The following is a 23,769-nucleotide window of genomic DNA, read 5'->3' on the forward strand; positions in this document are numbered from 1 at the left end:
GCGATCAGTGGAATTCGTGGGTCACTTCGATCTTCCCCACGATGTGCGTGTTGAACTCGGCGAGGTCCTCGGCCGGGACCCACAGCTCGAGGATGGTCTTCCCGCCGGCCTGCTGGACGGGGTACCGCTCGACGAACGAGGTCTCGACCTCGAACCGCGTCACGAAGCCCGCGCCGTCGTATCGCACGTTCCAGTCGCGGGCGATCTTGATCGCGTAGTCCTCGTTCAGCACCGGGTAGAAGATCGGCTGCTCCGGCAGTCGCGGTGGCCACTCGCGCCAGCCCGACTCGCGGACGAGGTCGAGCTCGACGGGCCCGGTCGGGCGCCACAGGGTCGTCGTGTCCGTCATGGCGCGACCTTATCGGCGGCGAGAGGGCGCTCGACCTGCGGAGTGTTGGCAAAGGTCCCTTGCTCCTTCGGCCGGAGCCGGGTCAGCGCGACCCCGCCCAGCACGACGACCATCCCGGCGATCACCCGGAAGTTCAGCGGCTCGGCCAGGAACACGGCCCCCAGCAGCACCGACACCACCGGCAGCAGGTATCCGACGATCGACGCCGCGACGGCGCCCTCGCTCGCGAGGAGCTGGTAGTTCAGCGCGAACGCGATCCCGGTCGACCCGATGCCCAGGATCACGACCGCGACGATCGCGCCGGTGCTCAGGTGCACCGGTTCGAAACCGCCCATCGGCATGGCGAGCAGCATGAACCCGGTCGCCAGCAGCATCTGCCCGCCTGCCAGCGCGAGCGGCGAGTCGCCGGTTCCGGTGAGGTACTTGCCCTCGTAGACGAACGCGAACCCGTAGCTCGCGGCCGCCGCGAGGCAAGCCAGCGCACCCCAGCTGACCAGGCCGGAGGCCTCCCACGGCGCGAAGATCAGCAGGATGCCGGTGAGGCCGACGACCAGCCCGGCGACCCGCAGTGCGGTCATCTTCGTCCGCGCGCCCATCATCGGCGCGGCCAGCAGCACCCACAGGGGTGTCGTCGAGTTCAGCACCCCGGTGATCCCGGAGTCGACGGTCAGCTCACCCCACGCGAACAGCAGGAACGGCAGCGCGTTGTGGAAGAACGCCGCGACGGCCAGATGTCCCCAGATCCGCCGCCCGGACGGCAGCCGGTCCCGGCCGAGGTAGCAGAGCCCGATCAGCACCGCCGCGCCGAGCGCCACCCGCGCCAGCACCAGCTGCACCGGCGAGAAAGCGCCGAGCCCCAGTTTGATCCAGAAGAAACTCGATCCCCACATGAGCGCCAGCGCGCCGATCCGCAGCAGGGTCTTCGTCTCGCCCACCCCAGTCCTCCTTAGTGCCTGGCTCAGCTTCGCCGCGCCGACGCGTAAGGACAAGCGAAAATAACTGCAGGGAGGCTTAAGAAGAACTGTAAGATCGGGCCATGCTGGACGTCCGCCGCATGCAGGTCCTCCGAGCTGTGATCAGCAGTGGTTCGATCACCGCCGCCGCCAGGAACCTCGGCTACACACCATCCGCGATCAGCCAGCAGTTGTCCACCCTGGAAAGGGAAGCGGGGGTCGAACTGCTCGAGCGCGTCGGCCGCGGCGTGCGCCCGACGCCCGCCGGTTCGCTGCTGTCCGAACACGCGGAAACGCTGAGCACGCAGCTCGCCAAGGCCGAAGCCGCGCTCAGCGAACTCAAGGAAGGCCGCACGGGCAGGCTCGCGATCCGCTACTTCGCGACGGCGGGTGCCTCGCTGGTGCCGTTGGCCGTCGCCGCGCTGCGCCGGGACTTCCCGGGTGTCCGTCTCGACCTGAAACTGGTCGAGCCCGACGATTCGATGCCCGAGATCGAGTCGGGCAAGGCCGACGTCGCGATGATCGTGCTCCCCAGCAGCACCCCCCGGGTCAAAGGTGTCGAGTACATCCACCTCCTCGACGACCCGTACCGCGCGATCCTGCCGAAGAACCACCGGCTCGCCCGCAAACGCGTCCTCGATCTCGGCGAACTCGCGGAGGATCCGTGGGTCGGCGTCGACGGTCTCCCCGGCGCCTGCCGAGACATCCTGCTCGACGCCTGCGGCGCAGCGGGATTCGCCCCGAACCACGTCGTCGAATCCGAGGATTACCAGACGGCACAAGGGTTCGTGGCCGCCGGGCTCGGCGTCGCGCTGATCCCGGAGCTCGGCCTCGGCGCCCCGCACCCCGGCGTCGCCATCCGCAAGGTCCGTCGTCCGGATCCGGTCCGGTCCATCCACGCGGCCGTGGCCGCGCACGCCAGGGATCACCCCGCGGTGCGACGGTTCCTCAGCGCGATCCGCGAAGGGGCCGGACAGGTAAGCGGGACTGGCCGAGTGGGCACGAAAACCGGCTGAGCTTGAACAGCCGCACCGGCGGTCGACAACCTGGCAGGGAACCCGCCAGCGAAAGGATCCCGGTGCGTCCCCTGATCGTCCTGCACGGCTCTTGGCACCAGCCCGCCCATTTCGACGACGTCGTCGAACGCCTGCGCCGGGAAGGCGCCGACGTCACCGTCCCCGACCTCGGCGGGCGTCCGATCGCCGAAACCACCCGGACCGTCCAGGAACTCGTCGACAGCGCGGCCGAGCCTCCGGTGGTGCTCGCGCACTCCTTCGGCGGGCTCACCGCGAGCGGGCTTCAGGGGGTCTCACACCTGATCTTCCTGGCCGCGATCGTCAGCGAGCCAGGGGAAACCGCTCAGTCCTGGATCGAGCGGATCAAGGAGGAAACCGGCCGCGAACCGGATCAGGTGCCCTTGACCTTCGACGACGCGGGCCTCACCCATCTCGACCTCGCGGCCGTCCGCGAGGCCATGTACGCCGACTGCACGGATGCCGTCGTCGAGCGCGCCACCGCGTTGCTGCGCCCGGAACCGGTCACGATCTTCGACGAGTCGCCGGAAGGCTCGGCGTGGAAGGACACCCCGACCACGTACATCGCCTGCACCGAAGACCGGGCGCTCGCGCCGGAACTGGTGGCGCACTGCGCTGCGCGCTGCGAAACGACGGTGACCTGGCGGGCGAGTCACAGCCCGTACCTCAGCCGTCCGGTGGAATTGGCGACGCTGGTCCGAGAGCGGCTTTAAATCAGGAACAGTTCCGCGAACAGCACACCGATGAGGATCGCCGCCACGACGGCACCCGCCACGATCAGCCACTTCCGGGTGTCGGGCGACTTCGCCGCGGCCGGTGCGGCGGGCGCGTACTGCTGCGCCGACGGCGTGTACTGCGGCTGCGGCGGCTGATACTGCTGCGGCTGGTGTTGGGGGAACTGCGGAACTGGCTGCTGCTGCGGGGCCTGGTTCATCGGCATCGGCATCGAGGCCGGAACCGTCGGCATGGCGGGCGCGGTCGGCGGGATGAACGCCGTCTGCCTGCCCTCGGTGATCGCGCTCAGCGAGCGGACCGTGTCGGCCATCGTCGGCCGCGAATCCGGTTCGGCCCGCAGCATCTTGCGCAGCGCGCCTGCCAGCGGGCCCGCGGTCTGGGGTGGCCGTTCCGAGGATTCACCGTCCTCACCGAACGGCGGCACCCCCTCGACGGCCGTGTACAGCGTCGCGCCCAGCGAGAACACGTCGGACGCCGAAGTCGCCGGCTCGCCGCGCGCCACCTCGGGCGCCCGGTACGCCGGGCTCGGTCCGCCACCGGTGATGCCGATGTCGGTGAGCTTCACGCCGCCGTCGTCGGCCAGCAGGACCGTGCCCGGTTCGACGGTCCGGTGCACCACCCCGGCCTCGTGCATCGCGGCCAGCGCGCGGCCGAGCACGATGCCCAGCCCGGCAGCCTGTTCCGCGGTCAGCCTGCCGTGCTCGGCGAGGAAGGTCGCCATCCCGCGGGACGGGATGTACTCCATCACCAGCCACACGTCCGCCCCGTCGGGCAGCACGTCGTACACCTTGATGGCGGTCGCGTGCTCGAACTTGGCCGCGTCCTTGCCTTCTTGGATGACGACGGCCTTGGCCTGCTCCGCCCGGTCCGGCGGCAGGCCGACGGGCAGGTACATGCGCTTCATCGCGACCGTGCGCAGCAGACGTGTGTCGAACGCCAGCCACACGATGCCCGCCCGGCCGCGCCCGATGGGCTGGTCCAGGCGGTACCGGCCGCCGACGATGGAACCTTCAGAACTCAATTGCAGCCTCGGATCATGCTCCGCCGGGCTCGCCCGTCTGACTGGTCGGGGTCGTCGGCGTAGTCGGCGTGGTCGGTGTCGTCGTAGGAGACGTCTTCGTCGGGGTCTTCGAAGGCGTCTTCGTCGGCGTCGGCGGATCCGGTTCCTGAGTCTGACTCGCCTTGCTCGACGTCTTCTTCGACGAGGTCGGAGTCTCCTTGGGCGGCTCGGCCGATTGCGTCTCCGTCGGCGTTTCCGTCGTCTCGGGAGCCGATGACGTCGCCGAAGGAGTCGGCTTCGTCGACGAGTTCCCGACCTGGGCGGGCGTCTCCGGGTTGTTCGGGCTCAGCAGCCAGAACCCTAGCGCGGCCAGCGCCACCACCACGACACCGCCGATGATCGCGGGTTTCTTCCACGCGCCCGGCTTCTCGTCGTCCTCGTCCACCGGGCTGGTCTGCGCGCGGGTGGGCGGCGGCGGGGGCGGGTCGTCGTAATCGTCGTCGTAGGGATCGTCGTCGTAGCTCGCGGGGATCGGGACGGCGCGGGTGGGCGCCGGGCCGCCGCCGGGGTGGCCGCGTTCGGCGAGCAACGCCGTCTCGTCGTAGTTGTCGTACCCGTCGTAGTCGTCTTCCGGGTAACCCGACGCGGGCGGCTGGTGGTAGTCGTCTTCGTCGTAGTACGAACCCGCCGCGGCCTGCTCGTCGAGGAGCGAGCCCGAATGACCGGCCGCTTCGCTGTCGAGCGCCTGGGTCGCGCCCGCGCCGGCGAGCGCCCCCGCGATCGGGGCGGAGAGCACGGTCTCGTCCGCGGGACCGCCCAGCGGCGTTTCACCCCGGGCGACAGCGGCGAGGAGTTCTTCGCACTCTTCGGCGGTGGGCCGGTGTCGCACCTCCGGGTGCAGCAGCACGGCCAGCACGCTGGCGAGCGGGCCGGACTGACGCGGCGGGATGATCTGGCCGGCCGCGACCGCGTGCAGCAGGCTCAGCGTGTTCTCGCTGAGGCCGAACGGCGGCTGGCCTTCGCAGGCCGCGTAGAGCGTCGAGCCGAGAGAGAAGACGTCGGATTCCGGGCCGGGATCGCCGCCGATGGCCACCTCGGGCGCCAGATAGGCGGGGGTTCCGGCGATCATCCCGGTCTTCGTGACCGTGACGTCGTCCTTGGCCCGCGAGATGCCGAAGTCGGTGATCTTCACGGTGCCGTTGGGCGCCAGCAGGATGTTGCCGGGTTTGATGTCCCGGTGCACGATGCCGACCGCGTGCGCCTCGGTCAGCGCCGCCGCGACCTGCGCGCCGATCCTGGCCACCTCCGTCGGCGGCAGCGTCCGCTCCTCCTGCAGCACCTGGGCGAGGCTGGTGGAGTTCAGGTACTCCATGATCAGGCACGGCTGGCCGTTGTCGTCGGTGACGACGTCGAACACCGAGATGGCGTTCGGGTGGTGCAGCCTGGCGGCGATCCGCCCTTCGCGCATCGTCCGCTGGCGGGCGTCTTCGGCGTCGTGAGCCTCAAGACCGGGTTGCAGCAGCAACTGCTTGATCGCCACCGTGCGGCCGAGTACCTCGTCGTGCGCTTGCCACACGGCCCCCATAGCGCCCGTGCCGATCCGCCCGGCGATGCGATATCGACCGGCGACCAGGCGACCCTCGTCGCTCACGCGACCTCCCTTTGGGCTCCGTCTTCACGTCGCGGAGTCGTCCGCGCACGCGGTGCGGCCTTCAGCACGCCACAGCGTTGGAGCGTATGCACATGTAGTGGTCTGTGTGCCGGCTTTTCCGAGACCGACTCGTGACAAGGCTAGGCGCTCACTCTGCGCACACACACGCGGCACACTCTGATCGCACTGGGTGGAGAGCCGTTACACGCGGGGTGTCCGTCACATGTGCTGCGCGGACAGCAGCCGCGCGTCGGTGATCAGACCGGTCGTTTCGTCGGCGAATTCCAGCACCTGCGTGACCCGAACCATGCCGCCGTCCGCGTTGCGCATGGTCACCACGGCGAGGATGGTGCCGTCGGCCTGCTCACGGAGATCCTGGATCTGGATGGCGTCCATGGCGCTCCACGCCTCGACCAGCCTGCCCATTTCGGACTCGGCCAATACCGGCGTGAGCAGCGACATCGCACCGTAGGGATCGGCGTCGACGGTCTGGTAGAACTTCCGGACCGCGTCGAGCTTGCCCTCGGACGTGGTGACCGCGGCCGGTTTGGAGACCGGCTGCGAACTGGCGCTGCTGGACGTCGAACCCTGTTGCGTGAGCGAGCCCGAGGCGGTACCCGAAGACGGCTGCGGCGTCGTGCTGGTGCCCGCGGACGTCGGCGTCTCCTGCTTCCGCTGCGGCTCCGTGGAGTCCGGCACGGCGAGCCCGCCGAGCGCGGCGGCCCCGCTCACCACCTCGGGTGCGGCGGCGCCGGGCGCCGTGCCTTGAGGCTGGGCGCCCGCGAGCACGCCCGCGGTGACGACGGCGCCCGCGACCAGCAGTCCGGCGGCCACCAGCCCGGCCAGCTTGGCCCGCCGGGCGGCGCGGCTTTCCGGCTCGTCCTCTTCGGGCTCGGGCCGCGGCGACGGCTCTTCACGGGTGCGGGCGGGAACGAACTTCTGCGGCTCGCGGAAGACCTGCTCGAGGAACTCGCGGTCCACACGGGTGTCGTTCAGGATCTCTTCCGGGATGACGTCCTCGACACGTACGGCGTCCTCACGCCGTATGCGCTGTCGATCAAGCACGAAATTCCTCGCTCTGGTCCGGGGCAGGCGCTGGGCCGTTCGGCCGACGCCTCTGGTCCGCGCGGCCGTCTTCTGAACGGTGCGGACCCTGCAGTCGTCAGGTAACCCTGTGCGGACGGTTCGCGGCCAGGCTCTATCGCCGGAATGCCGTCGCCATACGACGAACGGCAGCTTAGGTCACCCACCCGGACCAGGGACGACCGCTCAACGCACCGCACGTGCAGGGGAACAGACACCTGCACGTGCGCGGACGGCTACATGCCGTCGTCGACGATCTTGTCGTCGTCACCGAAGGTCAGTGTGCGCTGCTCCATGGTCTTCGTTCCGTCTTTGTGGGTGACCTCGACGGTGTTGACCGTGACGCCGCGGCGCTGGTCGATGCTGACCTTCTTCACCTCGAAGTAGGCGACGTCCGCGTAGCGCTCACGAAGACCCTGCGCGCCTTCTTCACTCAGGCTGCCGGACGTCACCGAAGAGGCCTCATTGGGATCGGTGGTGACGTTGTTGAGGAAGATTTCGGTGTTGTCGCCCATCGTCTCCGCGTCCGGTTGTGACGCGTACCAGGGAGACGTTGTGGTGGTGCGGTCCGCGGGCATGACCGGCGGCTTCTGCGGCCGGTCGCTCGACGACGGCGCGGGCCGCCCGGACGTGACCGGCCCGCCCGAATCCGGCTGGGATTCGCTGCTGCCGGAGCCGTCGTTGTCCGACGAGGTACCGGAGTTGGCGGAACTGCGGTCGTCCCTGGTGGAGGAGTCGGACTCGGAGCTGGACGGGTTGCCCGCCGCACCGCCCTGCGGCGGCGTGGCCGGATTGCCGGCGAGGCCTTCCTGCGTCAGCGGGCTGCCACCGCGGTATCCGGGCCAGCCGCCTTGGCTCTGCTGTTCCGGGAGAGGTTTGCCGACCAGGAACGAACCGGCGAAGAGCAGGCCGACGACGACCAGCGCGGACGCCGCCGCCGCGAACCAGGCGGCCTTGCGCCAGGTCTTGGGCGGGGTCACCGAGGCGGGCACCGAGCCGAGGTCGAAGGTGCTGAGGCCGTCGACAGGTGGGGCGAGGTAGACGCGGACGTCATCGGTGTCACCGTCGTGATCGTCGATCTCCACCGGCTCGGGCCGGCGGGGAGCGGGGGCGGTCAGCGTCACCTTCGTGCGCTGGGCGGCCTTCGCGCGCCGTTCCTCGGCGGAGGGCCGGACCGGTTCGGTGAACGAGACCTCGACGCGGGCCGGGCGTGCCGGGTGTTCTACGTGGACCTCGCGAGCGGGCTGGGGGAGCGGCAGACGGCCGCTCGATGGGGCGTAGCCGGGGCTCGGCGCCCTCCTGTTCCGCGGTGGCGGCAGCGGCAGGGAACCGGTGGAGGGCGGGGCGAACTCACGCTGTGCGTGATGCCCGTGCCCGGTAGGGCGCTGCCGCCTCGGCGGCACGGGTGGGGTCCAGCTCTCGGTACCGCCCGCCCGGTGGCGGCCCGCGTGCGTGGCGCCGTCCCGTCCTTGGTGTTCCGCCCAGCCGTTCATGTCCGAGCGACCCCCTCGCGGGCCGTCCCTGACGGCGATGTGACACCGGTTAAGCCGAACGGAGCAGCGCTTTCACGGGATCCCTCGCTTGCAGACTCCCGGGCACTCTCGTGAGCAAATGCACGCGCATGCGACTGTGGACGCGCGGGGCCATCGCCCCCGCGCGTCATACGGGCATCGCCCGACCCAGACGCAAGGGTCCTCACGGGATCCACACTAAAAGTTCGACACGCGCAAGTCTTCACCCACTCTGCAAGTTGCAGATGTTTCACTCGGTCGGGCGCGGCCGAACGGGCCTCGGTGACGTTACGCAGTGCTATCAGTGCTGGTGGAGCCGCTCAGTTGCCGCTGCGGTACTTCTGCTGGGTCGATTGCAGGGCTTTGGTGGCGGTGATCCCGCTACCCGCTGCAAGCAAAATGGCGATGATGTCGAGCGTCGTTCCCCCACTGGTGAGCAACCAGGCGAAAAGCGAGGCCGCGGTGGTACCCGCTGCGATCGGCCAGCGTGTCTTGACGTACTGGGCGATGGGCGTGCCGCCCGCGCGCTTACCCGCCGCGTTGTTCAGCATGGCTAGGTAACCGAGATGGCCCAATGTCGCCAGGACACCGGCGATCGCGATGATCACGGCGATGAGGTTAATCATGTGTCCAGTTTGCCCTGTCCCGCGTCGTCGTGGCTCGGGGAACACCCTGAGTTTCGCCTCACGGCACGAGATCGTGACGTGAGGCCGACGTCCGCATCACTCACCGGCCGGGTTCCGCGCCGAGTCGTCCGTCCAGTCACGCGTGCCGTCCATCCAGTCACGCCTGGCGTCCGTCCAGTCACGCGTGGCCGACACTCTCGCAGGGCGTCACGGCCCGTCCCACCGTCTGCCCCGGCGAAGGACGCCTTCGCCGCGTGCCATGCCGCGAAGGGTGCTTTCGCCACGTGAGACGTGGGGAAAGTCCTCTTCAGCGCCCCAGCCTGCCCCGGCCCAGATTCAGCAGCGCCATCGCCAGCTGCCGTCCCTCCGGCCCGAGTTCCCGGTAGCGCGCCAGGACGTCCATCTCACGGTTGTAGACGATCCTGGTGCCGCCCGCGGCCATCCTGGCCGCACCGATCGTCTTGGAGACTTCGACGCGGCGTTTGACCAGCCGCAGGATCTCGCCGTCGAGCCAGTCGATCTCCTTGCGGAGCTCACCGATCTCTTCGGCCGTGGCGATGGGTTCTTCGGCGTCCGGCTTCTGTGTGGTGTTCATCGGGACCTTTCTTCGGTCCGGATTCCCTGCTGGCCCCCGGAACAGCGTAAAGCCCCGGGGTCCGTGGACTCCGGGGCTTCGGGTGATGGCATTTCGGCACTATGCGATCACGGGAGCCGGAGTCCGGGTCCCGTAAAAAAATCGCGTCACGTGCCGCATGCCGATCATTATGCCACAGCGAAACCGTCCTCCCGCTCGAAGCGGCGGCGCGCCCCGCGGACGCGGGCGTGCACGAGCACGCTCATGGCCAGCCAGAACATCGGCATCGCCGGCCAGAAGAACGGCACCCCCGAAGCCGTCCAGCGGACGATCAGCAGCACCGAAAGCACGACGGCGACCGCGAGGTGGGCCCGCACCGCCGGATGTCCGAAGACGACAGGGCGCCGCTTCGGCACGGGTTTCGGCAGATCGGCCGTGAGCGCGGAGAGTTCGTCTGTGTACTTGGTGGAATACACAGTGCCGAGCCGCTCTTCTACTTCTTCGAGGGTGAGACGGCCTTCGCCGCCGGCGGCCTGGATGAGCGAGACGACCCGCTCCCGGTCGGTGTCGGCGGCCCTGAGCCGGGAGGGGATTCCGTTGGTGTCCATGGCATCCGATCCTCCGCCGCGAACACCGTCCGCGCGTCGGACGGCAGGCGGCAACACCGCCTACGCCCGGCGCTGTAGCGTGGACCGGCGATGAACACCCTCTTCGATCTCCCAGCGGACGGTCCGGCCAAGCCCCGGCACGCGGACCTGCTCGACGACCTGAACCCGGCACAGCGCGAAGCCGTGACCCACGCGGGCTCGCCGCTGCTGGTCGTCGCGGGCGCGGGTTCCGGCAAGACCCGGGTGCTGACCCGCCGGATCGCGTACCTGCTGGCCGAACGGGACGTGCACCCCGGCCAGGTCATGGCGATCACGTTCACCAACAAGGCGGCCGCGGAGATGCGGGAGCGGGTGAGCGACCTCGTCGGCCGCCGCGCGAACGCCATGTGGGTGTCGACGTTCCACTCCATGTGCGTGCGGATCCTGCGGCGTGAGGCCAAAACGCTGGAGATGTCGTCGAGTTTCTCGATCTACGACTCGGACGACACGAAGCGGCTCATCACCCTTGTCGCCCGCGATCTCGACATCGACCCGAAGCGGTACGCGGCGCGCACGCTGGCCGTGCACATCTCGAACCTCAAGAACGAGCTGATCGTTCCGGAGACGGCGGTCGCCGACGCGGGCAACGATCTCGAACGCCGCGTCGCCGAGGTCTACGTCGAGTACCAGCGGCGGCTGAACCAGGCCAACGCCTTCGACTTCGACGACCTCATCATGCGGACGGTCGAACTCCTGCAGACGTATCCGGACGTCGCCGAGTACTACCGGCGGCGGTTCCGGCACGTGCTGGTCGACGAGTACCAGGACACGAACCACGCGCAGTACACGCTGATCCGCGAACTGGTCGGCACCGAGGCGAACGAGGCCGGGATCGAGCCCGCCGAACTGTGCGTCGTGGGTGACGCGGACCAGTCGATCTACGCCTTCCGCGGGGCGACCATCCGCAACATCGAGGAATTCGAACGCGACTTCCCGAACGCGCGGACGGTGTTGCTGGAGCAGAACTACCGCTCGACCCAGACGATCCTGAACGCGGCGAACGCGGTCATCGCGCGAAACCCGAACAGGCGCGCGAAGCGGCTGTGGACCGATTCCGGTGACGGCGAGAAGATCGTCGGCTACGTCGCGGACAACGAGCACGACGAAGCGGCGTTCGTCGCGGGCGAGATCGACGCGCTGGCGGACAAGGGCGAAGCGGACTACTCCGACGTCGCGGTCTTCTATCGCACCAACAACCAGTCGCGTGTCTTCGAAGAGATCTTCATCCGCCTCGGCCTGCCGTACAAGGTCGTCGGCGGCGTGCGGTTCTACGAACGGCGCGAAGTCCGCGACATGCTCGCGTACCTGCGGGTGCTGGCGAACCCGGAGGACACGGTCAGCCTGCGCCGGATCCTCAACGTTCCCAAACGCGGCATCGGCGACCGCGCCGAAGCGGTCATCGCGACGTATGCCGAGCGCGAGCGCATCTCGTTCGCGCAGGCGCTGCGCGGCGCCGTCAACGGCGAGGTGCCGCTGCTGAACGCGCGCTCCGCCAAGGCGATCACCGGTTTCGTCGAGTTGATGGACGAACTCGGCGAGGTCGTCGAGAGCGGCGCCGAAGTCGCCGACATCCTCGAAGCGGTCCTGGAACGCACGGGCTACCGCGCGGAACTCGAGGAGTCCGACGACCCGCAGGACGCGTCGCGGGTGGAGAACCTGACGGAACTGGTCACCGTGGCGCGGGAATTCACCGAGTTCACCGCCGAGGTCGCCGGTCCGGATGGTGAACTCCCCGAAATCGAGGCCGTGGACCCCGGAGTGCCGGAGCCGGGCTCGCTGCCCGCGTTCCTGGAGCGCGTTTCGCTGGTGGCCGACGCGGATTCGATCCCCGCGGCCGACGGTGGCGATGACGGTGACGGGCACGACGCGGGCGTGGTCACGCTGATGACCGTGCACACCGCGAAGGGTCTCGAATACCCGGTCGTCTTCGGCACGGGCTGGGAAGACGGAATCTTCCCGCATATGCGTGCGCTCGGTGACCCGACGGAACTGGCCGAGGAGCGCCGGCTCGCCTACGTCGCGATCACGCGGGCGAGGAAGAGGCTTTACGTCTCCCGTTCGATGGTGCGCTCCGCGTGGGGCCAGCCGCAGATGAACCCGGCTTCGCGGTTCCTCGATGAGCTCCCCGCCGAGCTGGTCGATTGGCGCAGGCTCGCGCCTTCCTCGTCCTCCGGTGGTTTCGGTTCGTCGGGTGGTTCGCCGCGCGCCGCGACGACCTGGGGCAGCCGCGGTGGCGGTGGCGCCTCGCCGTCGAGGTCGACGGGCACGAGTCCGTTCGGCAAGGGCTGGAAGGAAACCGTCGCGCTCAAACTCGACATCGGCGACCGGGTCAGTCACGACAAGTACGGGCTGGGGACCGTCATCGCCTGCGACGGCGTGGGCCCGCGTGCCACGGCGACGATCGACTTCGGCGCCGCGGGCAAGGTCCGGCTGATGCTCATCGGCAGTGTCCCGATGGTCAAACTCTAGCTCTGACCTGCGGTTTCTTCACCGCGTACGAAAACTGTCGGACCCCTCCCGTATACCTGTGCCATCGAACACGAGTTCGATGCGCTGGGGTAGGCTGGAAGTGCCGGTGTGCCCCGTTCAGGAGGAGGGGGCGCACGGTGTGGACGGGGTCTTGTTTGGGGTTCTCTCGAGTGGGGTACTCGAGTACTTGCGGGGTGTTGAAGAAGGGGCGGGGACGGATCGGGGTCCGGAACCGCCGGAAGTACTCAGGCTGGTCGCGGCCTGGCGCGCGTTACTGCGGACGCACGAACCGGACGGGGCCGGACGGTGTGTCGTATGCGGGCACGCGCGGCGATGGCTGTTCGGGCCGCGGCCAGCCGGGTACCGAACTCTTTCCCGGGGACTTTTCGCCGGATGGCGGCCGCTCGCACGGCGCCCGGCCGGTCTCTGCACGGTATGGCAGATCGCTGTGGGGTACTTCGTCCGAAAGCTGCCCGACGGCGTCGCTTGAGGGCTTTGAGAGCCCGAAAGACCACACATGCTCCGGGCCGGATGGCCTGCGACGCTTCCCGGTGTCCTCGAGGTCGGTGTCCTTGAAACCGGTGTCCTCGAAGGGGGAAGCGGAGGCCCTGAAGGCGCGCCAGAGCGTCGTTGCCCGGCGCGCCCTTGCCGCGGGCGGTGTCACCGGTGTGGTGAAGGGGAAGGAATTCCGGTCAGCCGACGCTCACGCCACGGGCGGCGAGCCACGGGCGCGGGTCGATCTTCTTCGTGCCGTTCTGCCACACCTCGAAGTGCAGGTGCGGGCCGGTGCTCTGGCCACGGTTGCCGACCTCGGCGATCTCCTCGCCGCACTTGACCTTCTGGCCTTCGCGGACGGAGAACGAGTTCATGTGGCCGTAGACGTGGACGGTGCCGTCGGCGAGCTGGACCTTGACCCAGAGACCGAAACCGCTGGCGGGGCCGGCCTCGATGACCGTGCCGTCGGAAGCCGCGACGATCGGCGTGCCGATCGGGGCCGCGAGGTCGATGCCGAGGTGGCTCGTACCCCACCGGGCGCCGAAGCCCGAGGTGAAGGAGCCCTTGGTCGGCATGCAGGTCTTGGGCCGCTTGGCCTCTTCTTCTGCCTTGCGGGCCGCTTCGGCCTCACGCTTGACGCGGGCCTGGGTGATGCTGTTGTTCTCCGAAAGCTTCTGGGCTTCGGCGGAGGCGTTCGTCGACTGGCTCGTCGGCAGCAGTTCGGGGGCGCCACCACCGGCTCCACCGCCGAGAGCGAACGAGGCGCTCGCGTCCTGGGTGCTGGCCAGGGGGGTGACGGCGGCGTCGGAGGATTCCGAAACGGACTTCAGGGTCTGCCCGGCAGCGGCGGCCGCGAAGGCGCCGGCAGCGACGGCTGCGACCACGACACGACCGCGAAGGGCCGAGGACGGGGGCGACAGGCGGTGCGAGCCCCGGACGCGAACGACCGCACCATCGAGTGCGTTCTCGAGCGCCGGGGAAGGAGCTTGGCCGCCGGGGGAGCGGTGTGAAGCCAAGACGGGGCCTTCCATGTTCGGGGAGTCGGATCAAGAGCCCGGGCGGGGGAACCCGGTGAACGACCTCGGGGGTGGTTCGTTCGGTGCTCTCATTCGTGATCTGACTGTAATGGGGACCCCGGGACAGTAACGAAGCGGCACCCCGGACAGCAAGATCTGACGGCGCTCTCGGCCGATCGGGCGACGGCGATGTGGCCGTTGTCCAGTGAGGATTACCCAAAGTTAAACCAGGTTTACTCACAACCGTGTGACTTGCGTTACAAGATCATGGGGCCGTTCGGGGGTACCGAAGGGCCGGAAAGGGGGCAAACGAGGGAAATAAGCGGTTGCCCGACGGTGTTGAAGGAGGTTTACCCGGAGTAGGCCGCTTCCACGCCTCGCCTGCGCCTCTCTCCAGCTCGTCATCAGCTTGTCTTCAGTGGTCTGGTCGAACGCCGGTGAGACCTGCGGCGCCCCTGCTGCCGGGCCCGGCCGACCCGGGCTTGCTAGCGTCGCCGTCGATGACTTCGCGCTCACGGCACCCTGGCGGCGACTCCGCCGGGCAAGCCGTCCCCGGTACCGCGTCCGCCGAACTTCTCCGGAGCGAACCGGGCTCCCGCCCGCGAGCGCTCCTGCTGTCGGCGGGGCTGGTGTCGGCCGGTGCGGTCGCGCTGGCCGCCGGCGCACTGTTGCCCGTCATCCAGGGTGGTTCGCCTGGTTTCACCGCCGGTCCGCTGCTGGTCGTGCTGGCCTTGGCGCCCGCGGTGGCCGTGCTCTACGCCCTGTTCACCGGGCGCGCCGGGCTCACGGCCGGGCTGGTGCTCGGGCTCACCGCGCTCGCGCCCGGGCGGCTGCTGCTGGACCTGCAGCTGCTCGCGGACGGGTCCCTCGCCGCACGTCCGGAACTGTTCCTCGCCGACAGGCTGCTCGCGCTGCCTCCGGCCGGGCCGGGGCTGTGGCCGCTGGTGGTGGGCCACCTGCTCACCCTCGCCGCCGGGGCGTTCGCCGCCGGGACCGCACGTGACGAGGCGGAACTGGCGGGTGAACTCGACGGACGGCGCCGCTGGCGGCTGCTCGGGCCCGTGCTCGGCGTGGCGGGCGGGATCGGCCTGCTGCTCGCACCCCTCGGTTCGGGAAACGCGTATCTCCTGGCCAAGAACGCCTTCGAGGGTCCGACGGTCGCGATGGCCGGGTACCTGCTGATCGCGGCGATGCTTCCGTTGACCGTGCTCGTGGCCGTGAGTTCGCCTTCGGCGGGAGTCGGCAAGGGCGGGTTCGCCGGAGCCGGGCTGGCGTCACTCGCGGTCGGGGTCCCGGCGGTGGTCGCGGGGCTGGTCGTGGACCGGCTCTCGGTCGCGCCGGGTTCGGTGGTGGTGACCGTCGCGGGTCTGGCGCTGGTCGGGCTGGCCTTCACCCGGTTCGACGTCGCGGAAGCAGACGATGCCGTCACCGGTGACCTCGCCGGCGAGGCAAGGCTGCCAGGACTGTTCTGGTGGCGGCTGGCCACCGGCGGCCTGGCGCTGCTCGCCGCCGCGGCGGCGGTCGCGGGTGCGCTGGCCCCGGTCCTGAAGGCCAACGGTCCGACGCCCGTCCCCGAGACGCCGGCGCGCTGGCTGCTGCTCGGTGCCGCCGTCGTGCTCGCCGTGCCCGCGCTGTTCGTCTTCGTGCCGCGGCTCTCGGCGTTCGCCAGGGGAGTCGTCGCGGCGACGTGGGCGGGGGTGGTTCTCGCGGGCGCGGCCGTGCTCGGCGCGGCCTTGTCCGTGACCGAGGACAAGGCGGTGGACCCGGCGCTGTTCGGGGTCGACCTCCCGGTGCCGTCGCCGGACAAGGTCGGCTTCTCGGCGGGCCCCGGCGTCACGTGGACGTTCATCGCGCTCGTGCTGGCGGCCGTTGCCGCGCTCGCCGCGGTGGTCACCGGCGTCGTGGAACGCGATATCACCGATGACGCTGACGATGCCGTCGATGCCTCGACCGACAGTGGGCTGGACGGTTCGCGGGCGAACGGCACCGTGCTGACCCCGGTCGTCGCGGCGGCGGTCCTGGCGATCGCCGCGTTCGGCACCCCGGTGTTCACCGCGCCCGGCTACACCGCCCCCGGTCTGTGGTCGAACTTCGGCGCGGCGTCGTGGGGCCTGCTCGGCGCGCTCGCGGTCTTGCTCGGCCTGTACGCGCTCGTCGTGCGCTCGCGGCCGGTCGCGGCGGCGTCCGCCCTGGCCGGTGCCGCGCTGCTACTCGGGCTGCGCGCGGCGGAACTGCCGCTCGTCGGCTCGGAGTACGGCGGCTCGTCGGCGGGGATCGGGTTCTGGCTCGCACTGGGCGGCGCCCTCGTCTCCCTCGTCGCGGCCGGGATGGCCGTAGCGGGTGCGCGGCGGACCGGATGACGCGCCGCCTCCTTCGGATCGTGCTGGCCGAGTTCGACGTTCCGGACGGTTCGGCGGTCGCGCTCGGGAGGGCGCTGCGCGACGACGGAGTGGAGGTCGTCTACGCCGGGCGTCTCGACACCGTCGAACAAGTGGTCCGGACGGTCGAACAGGAGGATCCGGACATCCTCGGCGTCCTACGTGGCGAGAGTGAACCGGAAGGGCTCGCCGAAACGCTTCCCGGCGTTCTCCTCTTCGCGGTCGGTAACGGTCCGAGCGGGTTCGAAAACGCCTTCGAAAGCCTGGAAGAGGCGGCGAACTGGGTCTCCGGTGTGCGGTCTCACACCGTGGAAACACCGTCTGACCGCGTACGGTGACCGACTTCACCAGGTGCGGAGTGCCCTGCTTCTACGCAGGTCGCTAACCTCGACTGGTCCGACAGCGCGGTCCGGAAACGGACCACCACAGTGGCGTGTCGTCAGGAGACTGGAGTAGTGGACCTCTACGAATACCAGGCGAGGGATCTCTTCGCCGCCCACGGAGTACCGGTTCTGCCGGGTGCCGTGGCAAATACCCCCGAAGAAGCCAAGGCCACCGCCGAGAAGATCGGCAACCAGGTCGTCATCAAGGCCCAGGTCAAGACCGGCGGCCGCGGCAAGGCGGGCGGCGTCAAGCTGGCCCAGACGCCGGATGAGGCCGCCGAGAAGGCCGAGGCGATCCTCGGCCTGGACATCAAGGGCCACATCACGCGTCGCGTGCTGGTGGCCGAAGCCTCGGACATTTCCGAGGAGTACTACTTCTCCTTCCTGCTGGACCGTGCGAACCGCACCTTCCTCGCGATGGCTTCCGCCGAAGGCGGCGTGGAGATCGAGCAGCTGGCCGTCGAGCGTCCCGAAGCGCTCGCGAAGATCCCGGTCGACGCGATCATCGGTGTCGACAAGGCGAAGGCCGTCGAGATCCTGACCGCGGGCAAGTTCCCGGAGAAGGTCGTCGACGAAGCCGCCGACGTCGTCGTGAAGCTCTGGGAGACCTTCGTCTCCGAGGACGCCACGCTGGTCGAGGTCAACCCGCTGGTCCGTGACCCGCAGGACAAGATCATCGCCCTCGACGGCAAGGTCACCCTCGACGAGAACGCCTCCTTCCGTCAGCCGGGCCACGAGGCACTGGTCGACAAGGACGCGGAGAACCCGCTCGAGGCCAAGGCCAAGGCGAAGGACCTCAACTACGTCAAGCTCGACGGCGAGGTCGGCATCATCGGCAACGGCGCGGGCCTCGTGATGTCCACGCTGGACGTCGTGGCGTACGCGGGCGAGAAGCACGGCGGCGTCAAGCCCGCCAACTTCCTCGACATCGGTGGCGGCGCGTCGGCCGAGGTCATGGCGGCCGGTCTGGACGTCATCCTCAACGACACCGACGTGAAGAGCGTCTTCGTCAACGTCTTCGGTGGCATCACCGCTTGCGACGCGGTCGCGAACGGCATCGTCGAAGCGCTGAAGATCCTGGGTGACGAGGCCACCAAGCCGCTCGTCGTGCGGCTGGACGGCAACAACGTCGTCGAGGGTCGCCAGATCCTCGCCGACGCGAACCACCCGCTGGTCACCGTGGTGGACACAATGGACAACGCGGCCGACAAGGCCGCCGAGCTCGCCGCGGCAGGTGCGTGAGATGTCGATCTTCATCAACGAGAACAGCAAGGTCATCGTCCAGGGGCTCACCGGCTCCGAGGGCATGAAGCACGCGACCAAGATGCTGAAGTCCGGCACGAACATCGTGGGTGGCGTCAACTCCCGCAAGGCCGGCCAGACCGTCTCCATCGAGGGCAAGGACCTCACCGTGTTCGGCACGGTCGAGGAGGCCATCAAGGAGACCGGCGCCGACGTGTCGGTCATCTTCGTGCCGCCGAAGTTCGCCAAGGACGCGGTCATCGAGGCGATCGACGCCGAGATCCCGCTCGCCGTGGTGATCACCGAGGGCATCCCGGTGCACGACTCGGCCTACTTCTGGGCGCACGCGGTCGCGACGGGCAACAAGACCCGCATCATCGGGCCGAACTGCCCCGGCGTGATCAGCCCCGGCAAGTCGAACGCGGGCATCATCCCGGCCGACATCACCGGTGCCGGCCCGATCGGCCTCGTGTCGAAGTCCGGCACGCTGACCTACCAGATGATGTACGAGCTGCGTGACATCGGTTTCTCGACCGGTGTCGGCATCGGCGGCGACCCGATCATCGGCACGACGCACATCGACGCCCTCGAGGCGTTCGAGGCCGACCCCGAGACCAAGGTCATCGTGATGATCGGCGAGATCGGCGGCGACGCCGAAGAGCGTGCCGCGGCCTACATCAAGGACAACGTGACGAAGCCGGTCGTCGGCTACGTCGCGGGCTTCACCGCGCCCGAGGGCAAGACCATGGGCCACGCCGGCGCCATCGTCTCCGGCTCCTCCGGCACGGCCGCCGCCAAGAAGGAGGCCCTCGAGGCCGCCGGTGTCAAGGTCGGGAAGACCCCGAGCGAGACCGCCGTCCTGGCGCGCGAGCTGTACAACAGCCTCTGATCCTTCGGAGACTGAAGCTTTCCGCAGCAGCAGGCGCCGTCGCAGGCTCCCCCGCTGAACCTGGCGCTGCTGCTCGCGCTCGCCGTCGCCGTCCTCGGCCTGGTGCAGTTCTTCATCGGTTTCTCCGACGAGGCCGACGCCGCCGGGCAGGTCTCGGTCTTCCTCCTGGTCAGCGGTCTGCTCGCGGGCCTGCACGCGCTGCCGCGTGGCCCGAAGACGCTGCCGTTCGCCGCGTTGTTCAGCGTCCTCGGCGCGTTCGGCGCACTGGACCTGATCATCGGCTACGGGAGCGGTCGCGAGGAGGTCTCGGTCCCCGGCATCCTCACCGTGGTGCTGATCCTCGGCATCCTGCAGATGCTGGTCGCGGTCGCCGCGCTGCTGTTCGAGCACGACGTCATCAAGCTGCCCGCCGCGAAGCCGCAGCAGCAGGCGCCGCAGGCCCCGTACAGCCAGCAGTTCCCGCAGCAGGGCCCGCAGGGTCCGTTCGGCCAGCAGGGTCAGCAGGGCCCGGCCGCCACCCAGGTCCAGCCGTTCCCCGGCGCGGGCCAGCAGGGGCAGCAGGGGCAGCAGCAGGGCGAGCCGTCCGGCCCGTTCTCACAGCCGGGCGGGTTCCAGCCGCCGGTCACGCAGCCGCCGGGTCAGCAGGCCACGACGTACGCGCCGCAGCAGGGCCAGTTCTTCCAGCAGCCGCCGTCCTCCTCGTCGTCGGAGTCGGGCCAGAACCCGGGCACGCCACCCGGTGGTTTCGGCCAGCAGAGCTGATCTTCCGAACGCGAAACACCCGCTGTGACTCTCCGTGTCACAGCGGGTGTTTTCGTTTTTCCGGGTTACCCGACCGGGTGGGTTGGGCCACGTGCGCTGTCCGGTGGCGGCGTGCCTCACCCGGACGGCCCAGTCCGGATGTCATGGTGCGGATCATGAAGCTGCTCACCCGCGACGAACGCCCGCCGGGCGAAGAGCCGGTGAGCGACCTCGTCCCCGAGCCGGAGGTGTCCAGGGCGAAGCGGGTTCGTGTGTTGCTCGCCGCGGCTTGCGCGCCCCTGCTTTCTTCCTATACCGCCGTCGCGGCCGTCCTCGCCGTGGTGTCGTTCGCCGCCGACCGGTCCCGGTTCTCCGCCACCGGAGCGCTGCTCGCCGCCGGCCCGGGCTGGCTCGCTTCGTGGCAGGTGGAACTCGAACTCGGTGGTCATCCGCTCGGCGTGCTGCCGCTGCTGCCGACCCTCGTGGTCGGATGGCTCGTGGCGAGGACGGCCGCGCGCGCCGCCCGTCGCCTCGGCGGACGGACTCCGGCGGACGCTGTCCCGGTGGTGACGGTGATAGCCGGGGCGCACGCGTTGTTCGGTGTGTTCATCGCCCTGATGGCCGGCGGATCGCCGATCGGGGTGAACTCGCTGACCGCGTTCTGCGTGCCGGGGCTCCTCGCCGGGCTCGCCGCCGTCGCGGGAATCGCCAGGATCTGCGGGCTTCCGGCCGCGGTGCGGGACCGGTTCGACCCGGTCGCCGTCCACGGCCTGCGGGCGGGTGCGCTCGGCCTCGCCGCGTTGATCGCCTGTGGCGCGGTGGTGTTCACCGCGGCCACCGCGCTTTCTTGGTCCACTATGGACAGTCTGTTCGAGCCGGGTTTCGGCGCGAGCCTCGGCATGTTCGTGCTCTCCGTGGCCTACCTGCCGAACGCGGTCGTCGCCGCGCTGTCGTTCACCACCGGGCCGGGCTTCTCGATCGGCTCGGTGACCGTCGGCATGTTCGGCTACCAGGAAGGCAAGCTGCCAGGGGTGCCGGTGCTGGCGGGGATCCCGTCGCACCACGCGGTCTGGTGGCCGGCGTTGCTGCTCCTGCCCGCGCTGGTCGGTGCGCTGGTCGGCTGGCGGATCCGCGCGATCGACGAAGACCCGATGCTGCGGATGCGGGCGGTCGCCGTCGCGGGCGCCCTCGTCGCGTTCGGCTGCGTCATCCTCGGGACCCTGTCCGGCGGAAGGCTCGGTGACGGGCCGTTCGACCCGGTCAGCGTGCCGGTCGGGGTCGCGTCGGTGATCGCGTTCTGCTGGATCGTCGTCCCCGGCGGGTTCGTCGCGTTCTTCGCCGGACCGCACGAGGCTCCCGAACCGCCGGGTGAACCCGAGGACATCGCCGAAGTCGAAGAAGAAGCCGTCGAGCCCGAAGACGACGAACTCGCAGAGGAAACCGAAGCCGAAGCGGGCGAAGAAGCCGAAGAGGTCGAAGAATTGGCGGAGAACGTCGACGAGACCCCGGCGGAACCCGAGCCCGGAACCGAGCCTGAACCAGAGCCCGAAACCGAGCCCGAGCAGGACGGTGCCGTCGACGACGCTGTGACCGAGTCCACCGACGGGTCCGGCGACGAAAGCGCCCCCGGCGACGACCGTTAGGGTTGTCGCGACCAGGTGAAGCGCCGTACGCCCGAGTGCGTACCGCCGTGGCAAGGAGCCCGTTCTGGCTAGTCGGTTGGACCTGCCCACTCCGGTGAAGCTCGTCGTCCTCGCGTCCGGTTCCGGCACGCTGCTGCAGGCCGTGCTCGACGCGGTCGAAAAACCGAACTTCCCGGCGAAGGTGGTCGCCGTCGGAGCGGACCGCGCCGGGATCGCGGCGCTCACCCGTGCCGAACGCGCGGGCGTGCCGTCGTTCATCGTGCGGATGGCCGACCATCCGGACCGCGCCGCGTGGGACAAGGCGATCACCGAAGCCGTCGCCGCCTATCAGCCGGACCTGGTCGTCTCGGCGGGGTTCATGAAGATCCTCGGCGCCGAATTCCTCGCGCGGTTCCCCGGCCGCGTGATCAACACGCATCCGGCGTTGCTGCCGTCGTTCCCCGGCGCGCACGCCGTGGCCGACGCGCTGGCGATGGCCGTCAAGGTCACCGGGTCGACGGTGCATTTCGTCGACGCCGGAGTCGACACCGGGCCGATCATCGCGCAGGAGCCGGTGATCGTGGAGCCCGACGACGACGAAGACGTCCTGCACGAGCGGATCAAGGCCGTGGAACGCAGGCTCCTGGTGGAAACGATCGAAAAGCTCGGCCGGAGCGGGTGCGCGGTCGAGGGACGAAAGGTGAGGTTTTCGTGAGTACCGCACAGGGACAGCGTCCCGTCCGGCGCGCGCTGATCGGCGTCTCCGACAAGGCAGGCCTGCTCGAACTCGCCACCGGGCTGCACGCGGCCGGTGTCGAGATCGTGTCGACCGGCGGAACGGCGAAGGTCATCGCGAACGCCGGGGTGCCGGTGACGCCGGTCGAGCAGGTCACCGGGTTCCCGGAGTCCCTCGACGGCCGGGTCAAGACGCTGCACCCGCGCGTGCACGCGGGCCTGCTCGCCGACCGCGACCGCCCGGAGCACGTCGAGCAGCTCAAGCAGCTCGACATCGCGCCGTTCGACCTGCTCGTGGTCAACCTGTACCCGTTCACGCAGACCGTCGCCTCGGGCGCGAGCCCGGAGGACTGTGTCGAGAACATCGACATCGGTGGCCCGGCGATGGTGCGTGCCGCGGCGAAGAACCACAACAGCGTCGCCGTCGTGGTCGACCCTTCACGCTACGAGTGGGTGCTGGACCGCGTCGCCGCCGGTGGTTTCGAGCTGGCCGATCGCAAGCGGCTCGCCGCGCAGGCCTACGCGCACACCGCGGCGTACGACACCGCCGTCGCCTCGTGGTTCGCCAATGTCTACGCGCCCGCGGACGATTCCGGCTTCCCGGACTTCACCGGCGCTTCGTGGGAACGCGGCGACGTGCTGCGCTACGGCGAGAACCCGCACCAGAAGGCCGCGCTGTACAAGCACTGGCGGCCGGGTCTCGCGCACGCGGAACAGCTGCACGGCAAGGCCATGTCGTACAACAACTACGTCGACACCGACGCCGCGCGCCGCGCCGCCTACGACTTCGAGGCCCCGGCCGTCGCGATCATCAAGCACGCCAACCCGTGCGGGATCGCCGTCGGCGAGGACATCGCCGAGGCACACCGGAAGGCGCACGCGTGCGACCCGGTTTCGGCCTACGGCGGGGTGATCGCGACCAACCGGCCGGTGAGCCGCGAGGCCGCCGAGCAGATCTCCGAGGTGTTCACCGAGGTCGTCCTGGCGCCGGACTTCGACGCCGAGGCGCTGGAGATCCTGCAGCGCAAGAAGAACGTGCGACTGCTGAAGCTGCCCGCGATCACGGCGCCGGATCCGATCGAGTTCCGGCCGATCTCCGGCGGCGTGCTGGTGCAGACCGTCGACACGATCGCCGCCGAGGGCGACGACCCGGCGAACTGGACGCTGGCCACCGGCGCGCCCGCCGACGAGCGGACGCTGGCCGACCTCGAGTTCGCGTGGCGTTCGCTGCGCGCGGTGAAGTCGAACGCGATCCTGCTGGCGAACGACGGCGCGACCGTCGGTGTCGGCATGGGCCAGGTCAACCGGGTCGACTCCTCACGGCTCGCGGTCTCGCGGGCGGGCGACCGGGCGAAGGGTTCCGTCGCCGCTTCGGACGCCTTCTTCCCGTTCCCGGACGGACTCGAGGTCCTGCTCGAGGCCGGCGTCCGCGCCGTCGTCCAGCCGGGCGGCTCGATCCGCGACGCCGAGGTCATCGCCGCCGCCGAGGCCGCCGGGGTCACCCTGTACCTGACCGGCACGCGCCACTTCGCCCACTGACGCCGACTCGCCTTTAGCGGGCTGAACGCGATCCGGCCCGGACTTGCGTTCAGCCCCCTAATCGCGATCCGGGGACGTTTCCGGTGCCCGGCCGCGG

Annotated in this window: 21 protein-coding genes; 11 read left to right on the plus strand and 10 right to left on the minus strand. The window is 69.6% G+C overall.

Annotation, left to right across the window (positions count from 1 at the left end):
* Nucleotides 1-4 precede the first annotated feature (4 nt).
* Both DL991_RS36645 and DL991_RS36650 read right to left on the minus strand, forming a co-directional pair.
* Nucleotides 5-349, minus strand: a complete 345-nt coding sequence (locus tag DL991_RS36645) for a hypothetical protein (RefSeq protein ID WP_125788888.1) — start codon at nucleotides 347-349, stop codon at nucleotides 5-7.
* On the minus strand, nucleotides 346-1,284 hold the full coding sequence (locus DL991_RS36650; RefSeq protein ID WP_125788889.1) for a DMT family transporter: 939 nt from the start codon (nucleotides 1,282-1,284) through the stop codon (nucleotides 346-348). The genes DL991_RS36645 and DL991_RS36650 overlap by 4 nt, the downstream gene beginning before the upstream one ends.
* A 101-nt stretch (nucleotides 1,285-1,385) precedes the next feature.
* On the opposite strand from DL991_RS36650, the gene DL991_RS36655 reads away from it, so the two are divergent.
* Nucleotides 1,386-2,318 carry a LysR family transcriptional regulator gene (locus DL991_RS36655; protein ID WP_125788890.1) on the plus strand — a complete coding sequence of 311 codons (933 nt, stop codon included), beginning with the start codon at nucleotides 1,386-1,388 and terminating at the stop codon, nucleotides 2,316-2,318.
* 62 nt (nucleotides 2,319-2,380) lie between these two features.
* Entirely contained in the window at nucleotides 2,381-3,049 is a 669-nt protein-coding gene (locus DL991_RS36660; RefSeq protein ID WP_125788891.1) for an alpha/beta fold hydrolase, read from the plus strand.
* On the opposite strand, the gene DL991_RS36665 is transcribed toward DL991_RS36660, so the two are convergent.
* The 7 genes from DL991_RS36665 to DL991_RS36695 form a co-directional block, all read right to left on the minus strand.
* Nucleotides 3,046-4,092 (minus strand): serine/threonine-protein kinase, encoded by a 1,047-nt coding sequence (locus DL991_RS36665; RefSeq protein WP_125788892.1) that lies wholly within the window; start codon nucleotides 4,090-4,092, stop codon nucleotides 3,046-3,048. The two genes, DL991_RS36660 and DL991_RS36665, sit on opposite strands and share 4 nt — an antisense overlap.
* Nucleotides 4,093-4,105: 13 nt before the next feature.
* Complete coding sequence (locus tag DL991_RS36670) at nucleotides 4,106-5,722, minus strand: serine/threonine-protein kinase (RefSeq protein WP_125788893.1); 1,617 nt, start codon at nucleotides 5,720-5,722, stop codon at nucleotides 4,106-4,108.
* 219 nt (nucleotides 5,723-5,941) lie between these two features.
* The gene (locus tag DL991_RS36675) at nucleotides 5,942-6,787 is read right to left on the minus strand and encodes a hypothetical protein (RefSeq protein WP_125788894.1); all 846 of its coding nucleotides are present in this window, start codon (nucleotides 6,785-6,787) and stop codon (nucleotides 5,942-5,944) included.
* Nucleotides 6,788-7,041: 254 nt separating this feature from the next.
* Nucleotides 7,042-8,298, minus strand: a complete 1,257-nt coding sequence (locus DL991_RS36680) for a hypothetical protein (RefSeq protein WP_233599207.1) — start codon at nucleotides 8,296-8,298, stop codon at nucleotides 7,042-7,044.
* Between the two features lie 338 nt (nucleotides 8,299-8,636).
* Nucleotides 8,637-8,942 carry a hypothetical protein gene (locus DL991_RS36685; RefSeq protein WP_125788895.1) on the minus strand — a complete coding sequence of 102 codons (306 nt, stop codon included), beginning with the start codon at nucleotides 8,940-8,942 and terminating at the stop codon, nucleotides 8,637-8,639.
* A gap of 307 nt (nucleotides 8,943-9,249) precedes the next feature.
* Complete coding sequence (locus DL991_RS36690) at nucleotides 9,250-9,537, minus strand: chorismate mutase (protein WP_125788896.1); 288 nt, start codon at nucleotides 9,535-9,537, stop codon at nucleotides 9,250-9,252.
* A gap of 167 nt (nucleotides 9,538-9,704) precedes the next feature.
* A complete protein-coding gene (locus DL991_RS36695; protein ID WP_125788897.1) occupies nucleotides 9,705-10,124 on the minus strand; it encodes a DUF1707 domain-containing protein in 420 nt (139 codons plus the stop codon).
* A gap of 90 nt (nucleotides 10,125-10,214) precedes the next feature.
* On the opposite strand from DL991_RS36695, the gene pcrA reads away from it, so the two are divergent.
* Nucleotides 10,215-12,632 (plus strand): DNA helicase PcrA, encoded by a 2,418-nt coding sequence (gene pcrA, locus DL991_RS36700; protein WP_125788898.1) that lies wholly within the window; start codon nucleotides 10,215-10,217, stop codon nucleotides 12,630-12,632.
* A gap of 692 nt (nucleotides 12,633-13,324) precedes the next feature.
* On the opposite strand, the gene DL991_RS36705 is transcribed toward pcrA, so the two are convergent.
* Nucleotides 13,325-14,011 (minus strand): M23 family metallopeptidase, encoded by a 687-nt coding sequence (locus DL991_RS36705; protein ID WP_125788899.1) that lies wholly within the window; start codon nucleotides 14,009-14,011, stop codon nucleotides 13,325-13,327.
* Nucleotides 14,012-14,643: 632 nt separating this feature from the next.
* Here DL991_RS36705 and DL991_RS36710 point away from each other — a divergent pair.
* From DL991_RS36710 to purH, 8 genes are all read left to right on the plus strand, one after another.
* Nucleotides 14,644-16,503: a hypothetical protein gene (locus DL991_RS36710; RefSeq protein WP_125788900.1), complete on the plus strand. Its 1,860-nt coding sequence runs from the start codon at nucleotides 14,644-14,646 to the stop codon at nucleotides 16,501-16,503.
* Nucleotides 16,500-16,859 carry a hypothetical protein gene (locus DL991_RS36715; RefSeq protein WP_125788901.1) on the plus strand — a complete coding sequence of 120 codons (360 nt, stop codon included), beginning with the start codon at nucleotides 16,500-16,502 and terminating at the stop codon, nucleotides 16,857-16,859. The genes DL991_RS36710 and DL991_RS36715 overlap by 4 nt, the downstream gene beginning before the upstream one ends.
* Before the next feature lie 117 nt (nucleotides 16,860-16,976).
* Complete coding sequence (sucC, locus tag DL991_RS36720; protein ID WP_125788902.1) at nucleotides 16,977-18,146, plus strand: ADP-forming succinate--CoA ligase subunit beta; 1,170 nt, start codon at nucleotides 16,977-16,979, stop codon at nucleotides 18,144-18,146.
* Between the two features lies 1 nt (nucleotide 18,147).
* The gene (gene sucD / locus DL991_RS36725) at nucleotides 18,148-19,035 is read left to right on the plus strand and encodes a succinate--CoA ligase subunit alpha (protein ID WP_125788903.1); all 888 of its coding nucleotides are present in this window, start codon (nucleotides 18,148-18,150) and stop codon (nucleotides 19,033-19,035) included.
* A 54-nt stretch (nucleotides 19,036-19,089) separates the two neighbouring features.
* Nucleotides 19,090-19,797 carry a DUF5336 domain-containing protein gene (locus DL991_RS36730; RefSeq protein ID WP_125788904.1) on the plus strand — a complete coding sequence of 236 codons (708 nt, stop codon included), beginning with the start codon at nucleotides 19,090-19,092 and terminating at the stop codon, nucleotides 19,795-19,797.
* A gap of 143 nt (nucleotides 19,798-19,940) precedes the next feature.
* Nucleotides 19,941-21,419 (plus strand): DUF6350 family protein, encoded by a 1,479-nt coding sequence (locus tag DL991_RS36735; protein ID WP_125788905.1) that lies wholly within the window; start codon nucleotides 19,941-19,943, stop codon nucleotides 21,417-21,419.
* A gap of 76 nt (nucleotides 21,420-21,495) precedes the next feature.
* Nucleotides 21,496-22,113, plus strand: a complete 618-nt coding sequence (purN, locus tag DL991_RS36740) for a phosphoribosylglycinamide formyltransferase (protein WP_125788906.1) — start codon at nucleotides 21,496-21,498, stop codon at nucleotides 22,111-22,113.
* Nucleotides 22,110-23,672, plus strand: coding sequence for a bifunctional phosphoribosylaminoimidazolecarboxamide formyltransferase/IMP cyclohydrolase (gene purH, locus DL991_RS36745; protein WP_125788907.1), 1,563 nt, complete (start codon nucleotides 22,110-22,112; stop codon nucleotides 23,670-23,672). The genes purN and purH overlap by 4 nt, the downstream gene beginning before the upstream one ends.
* The last annotated feature ends 97 nt before the right edge of the window (nucleotides 23,673-23,769 follow it).

It is taken from the genome of Amycolatopsis sp. WAC 01375 (assembly GCF_003947325.1).
In the GTDB taxonomy this organism is placed as follows: domain Bacteria; phylum Actinomycetota; class Actinomycetes; order Mycobacteriales; family Pseudonocardiaceae; genus Amycolatopsis.

What these genes read in the sequence shown, in the direction of transcription:
- DL991_RS36690 (WP_125788896.1), bottom strand. Translation starts at nt 9,537, where the DNA reads ATGAACACCACACAGAAGCCGGACGCCGAAGAACCCATCGCCACGGCC.
- DL991_RS36685 (WP_125788895.1), bottom strand. Translation starts at nt 8,942, where the DNA reads ATGATTAACCTCATCGCCGTGATCATCGCGATCGCCGGTGTCCTGGCG.
- DL991_RS36655 (WP_125788890.1), top strand. Translation starts at nt 1,386, where the DNA reads ATGCTGGACGTCCGCCGCATGCAGGTCCTCCGAGCTGTGATCAGCAGT.
- DL991_RS36735 (WP_125788905.1), top strand. Translation starts at nt 19,941, where the DNA reads ATGGTGCGGATCATGAAGCTGCTCACCCGCGACGAACGCCCGCCGGGC.
- DL991_RS36645 (WP_125788888.1), bottom strand. Translation starts at nt 349, where the DNA reads ATGACGGACACGACGACCCTGTGGCGCCCGACCGGGCCCGTCGAGCTC.
- sucD (WP_125788903.1), top strand. Translation starts at nt 18,148, where the DNA reads ATGTCGATCTTCATCAACGAGAACAGCAAGGTCATCGTCCAGGGGCTC.
- DL991_RS36680 (WP_233599207.1), bottom strand. Translation starts at nt 8,298, where the DNA reads ATGAACGGCTGGGCGGAACACCAAGGACGGGACGGCGCCACGCACGCG.
- pcrA (WP_125788898.1), top strand. Translation starts at nt 10,215, where the DNA reads ATGAACACCCTCTTCGATCTCCCAGCGGACGGTCCGGCCAAGCCCCGG.
- DL991_RS36710 (WP_125788900.1), top strand. Translation starts at nt 14,644, where the DNA reads ATGACTTCGCGCTCACGGCACCCTGGCGGCGACTCCGCCGGGCAAGCC.
- DL991_RS36715 (WP_125788901.1), top strand. Translation starts at nt 16,500, where the DNA reads ATGACGCGCCGCCTCCTTCGGATCGTGCTGGCCGAGTTCGACGTTCCG.
- DL991_RS36695 (WP_125788897.1), bottom strand. Translation starts at nt 10,124, where the DNA reads ATGGACACCAACGGAATCCCCTCCCGGCTCAGGGCCGCCGACACCGAC.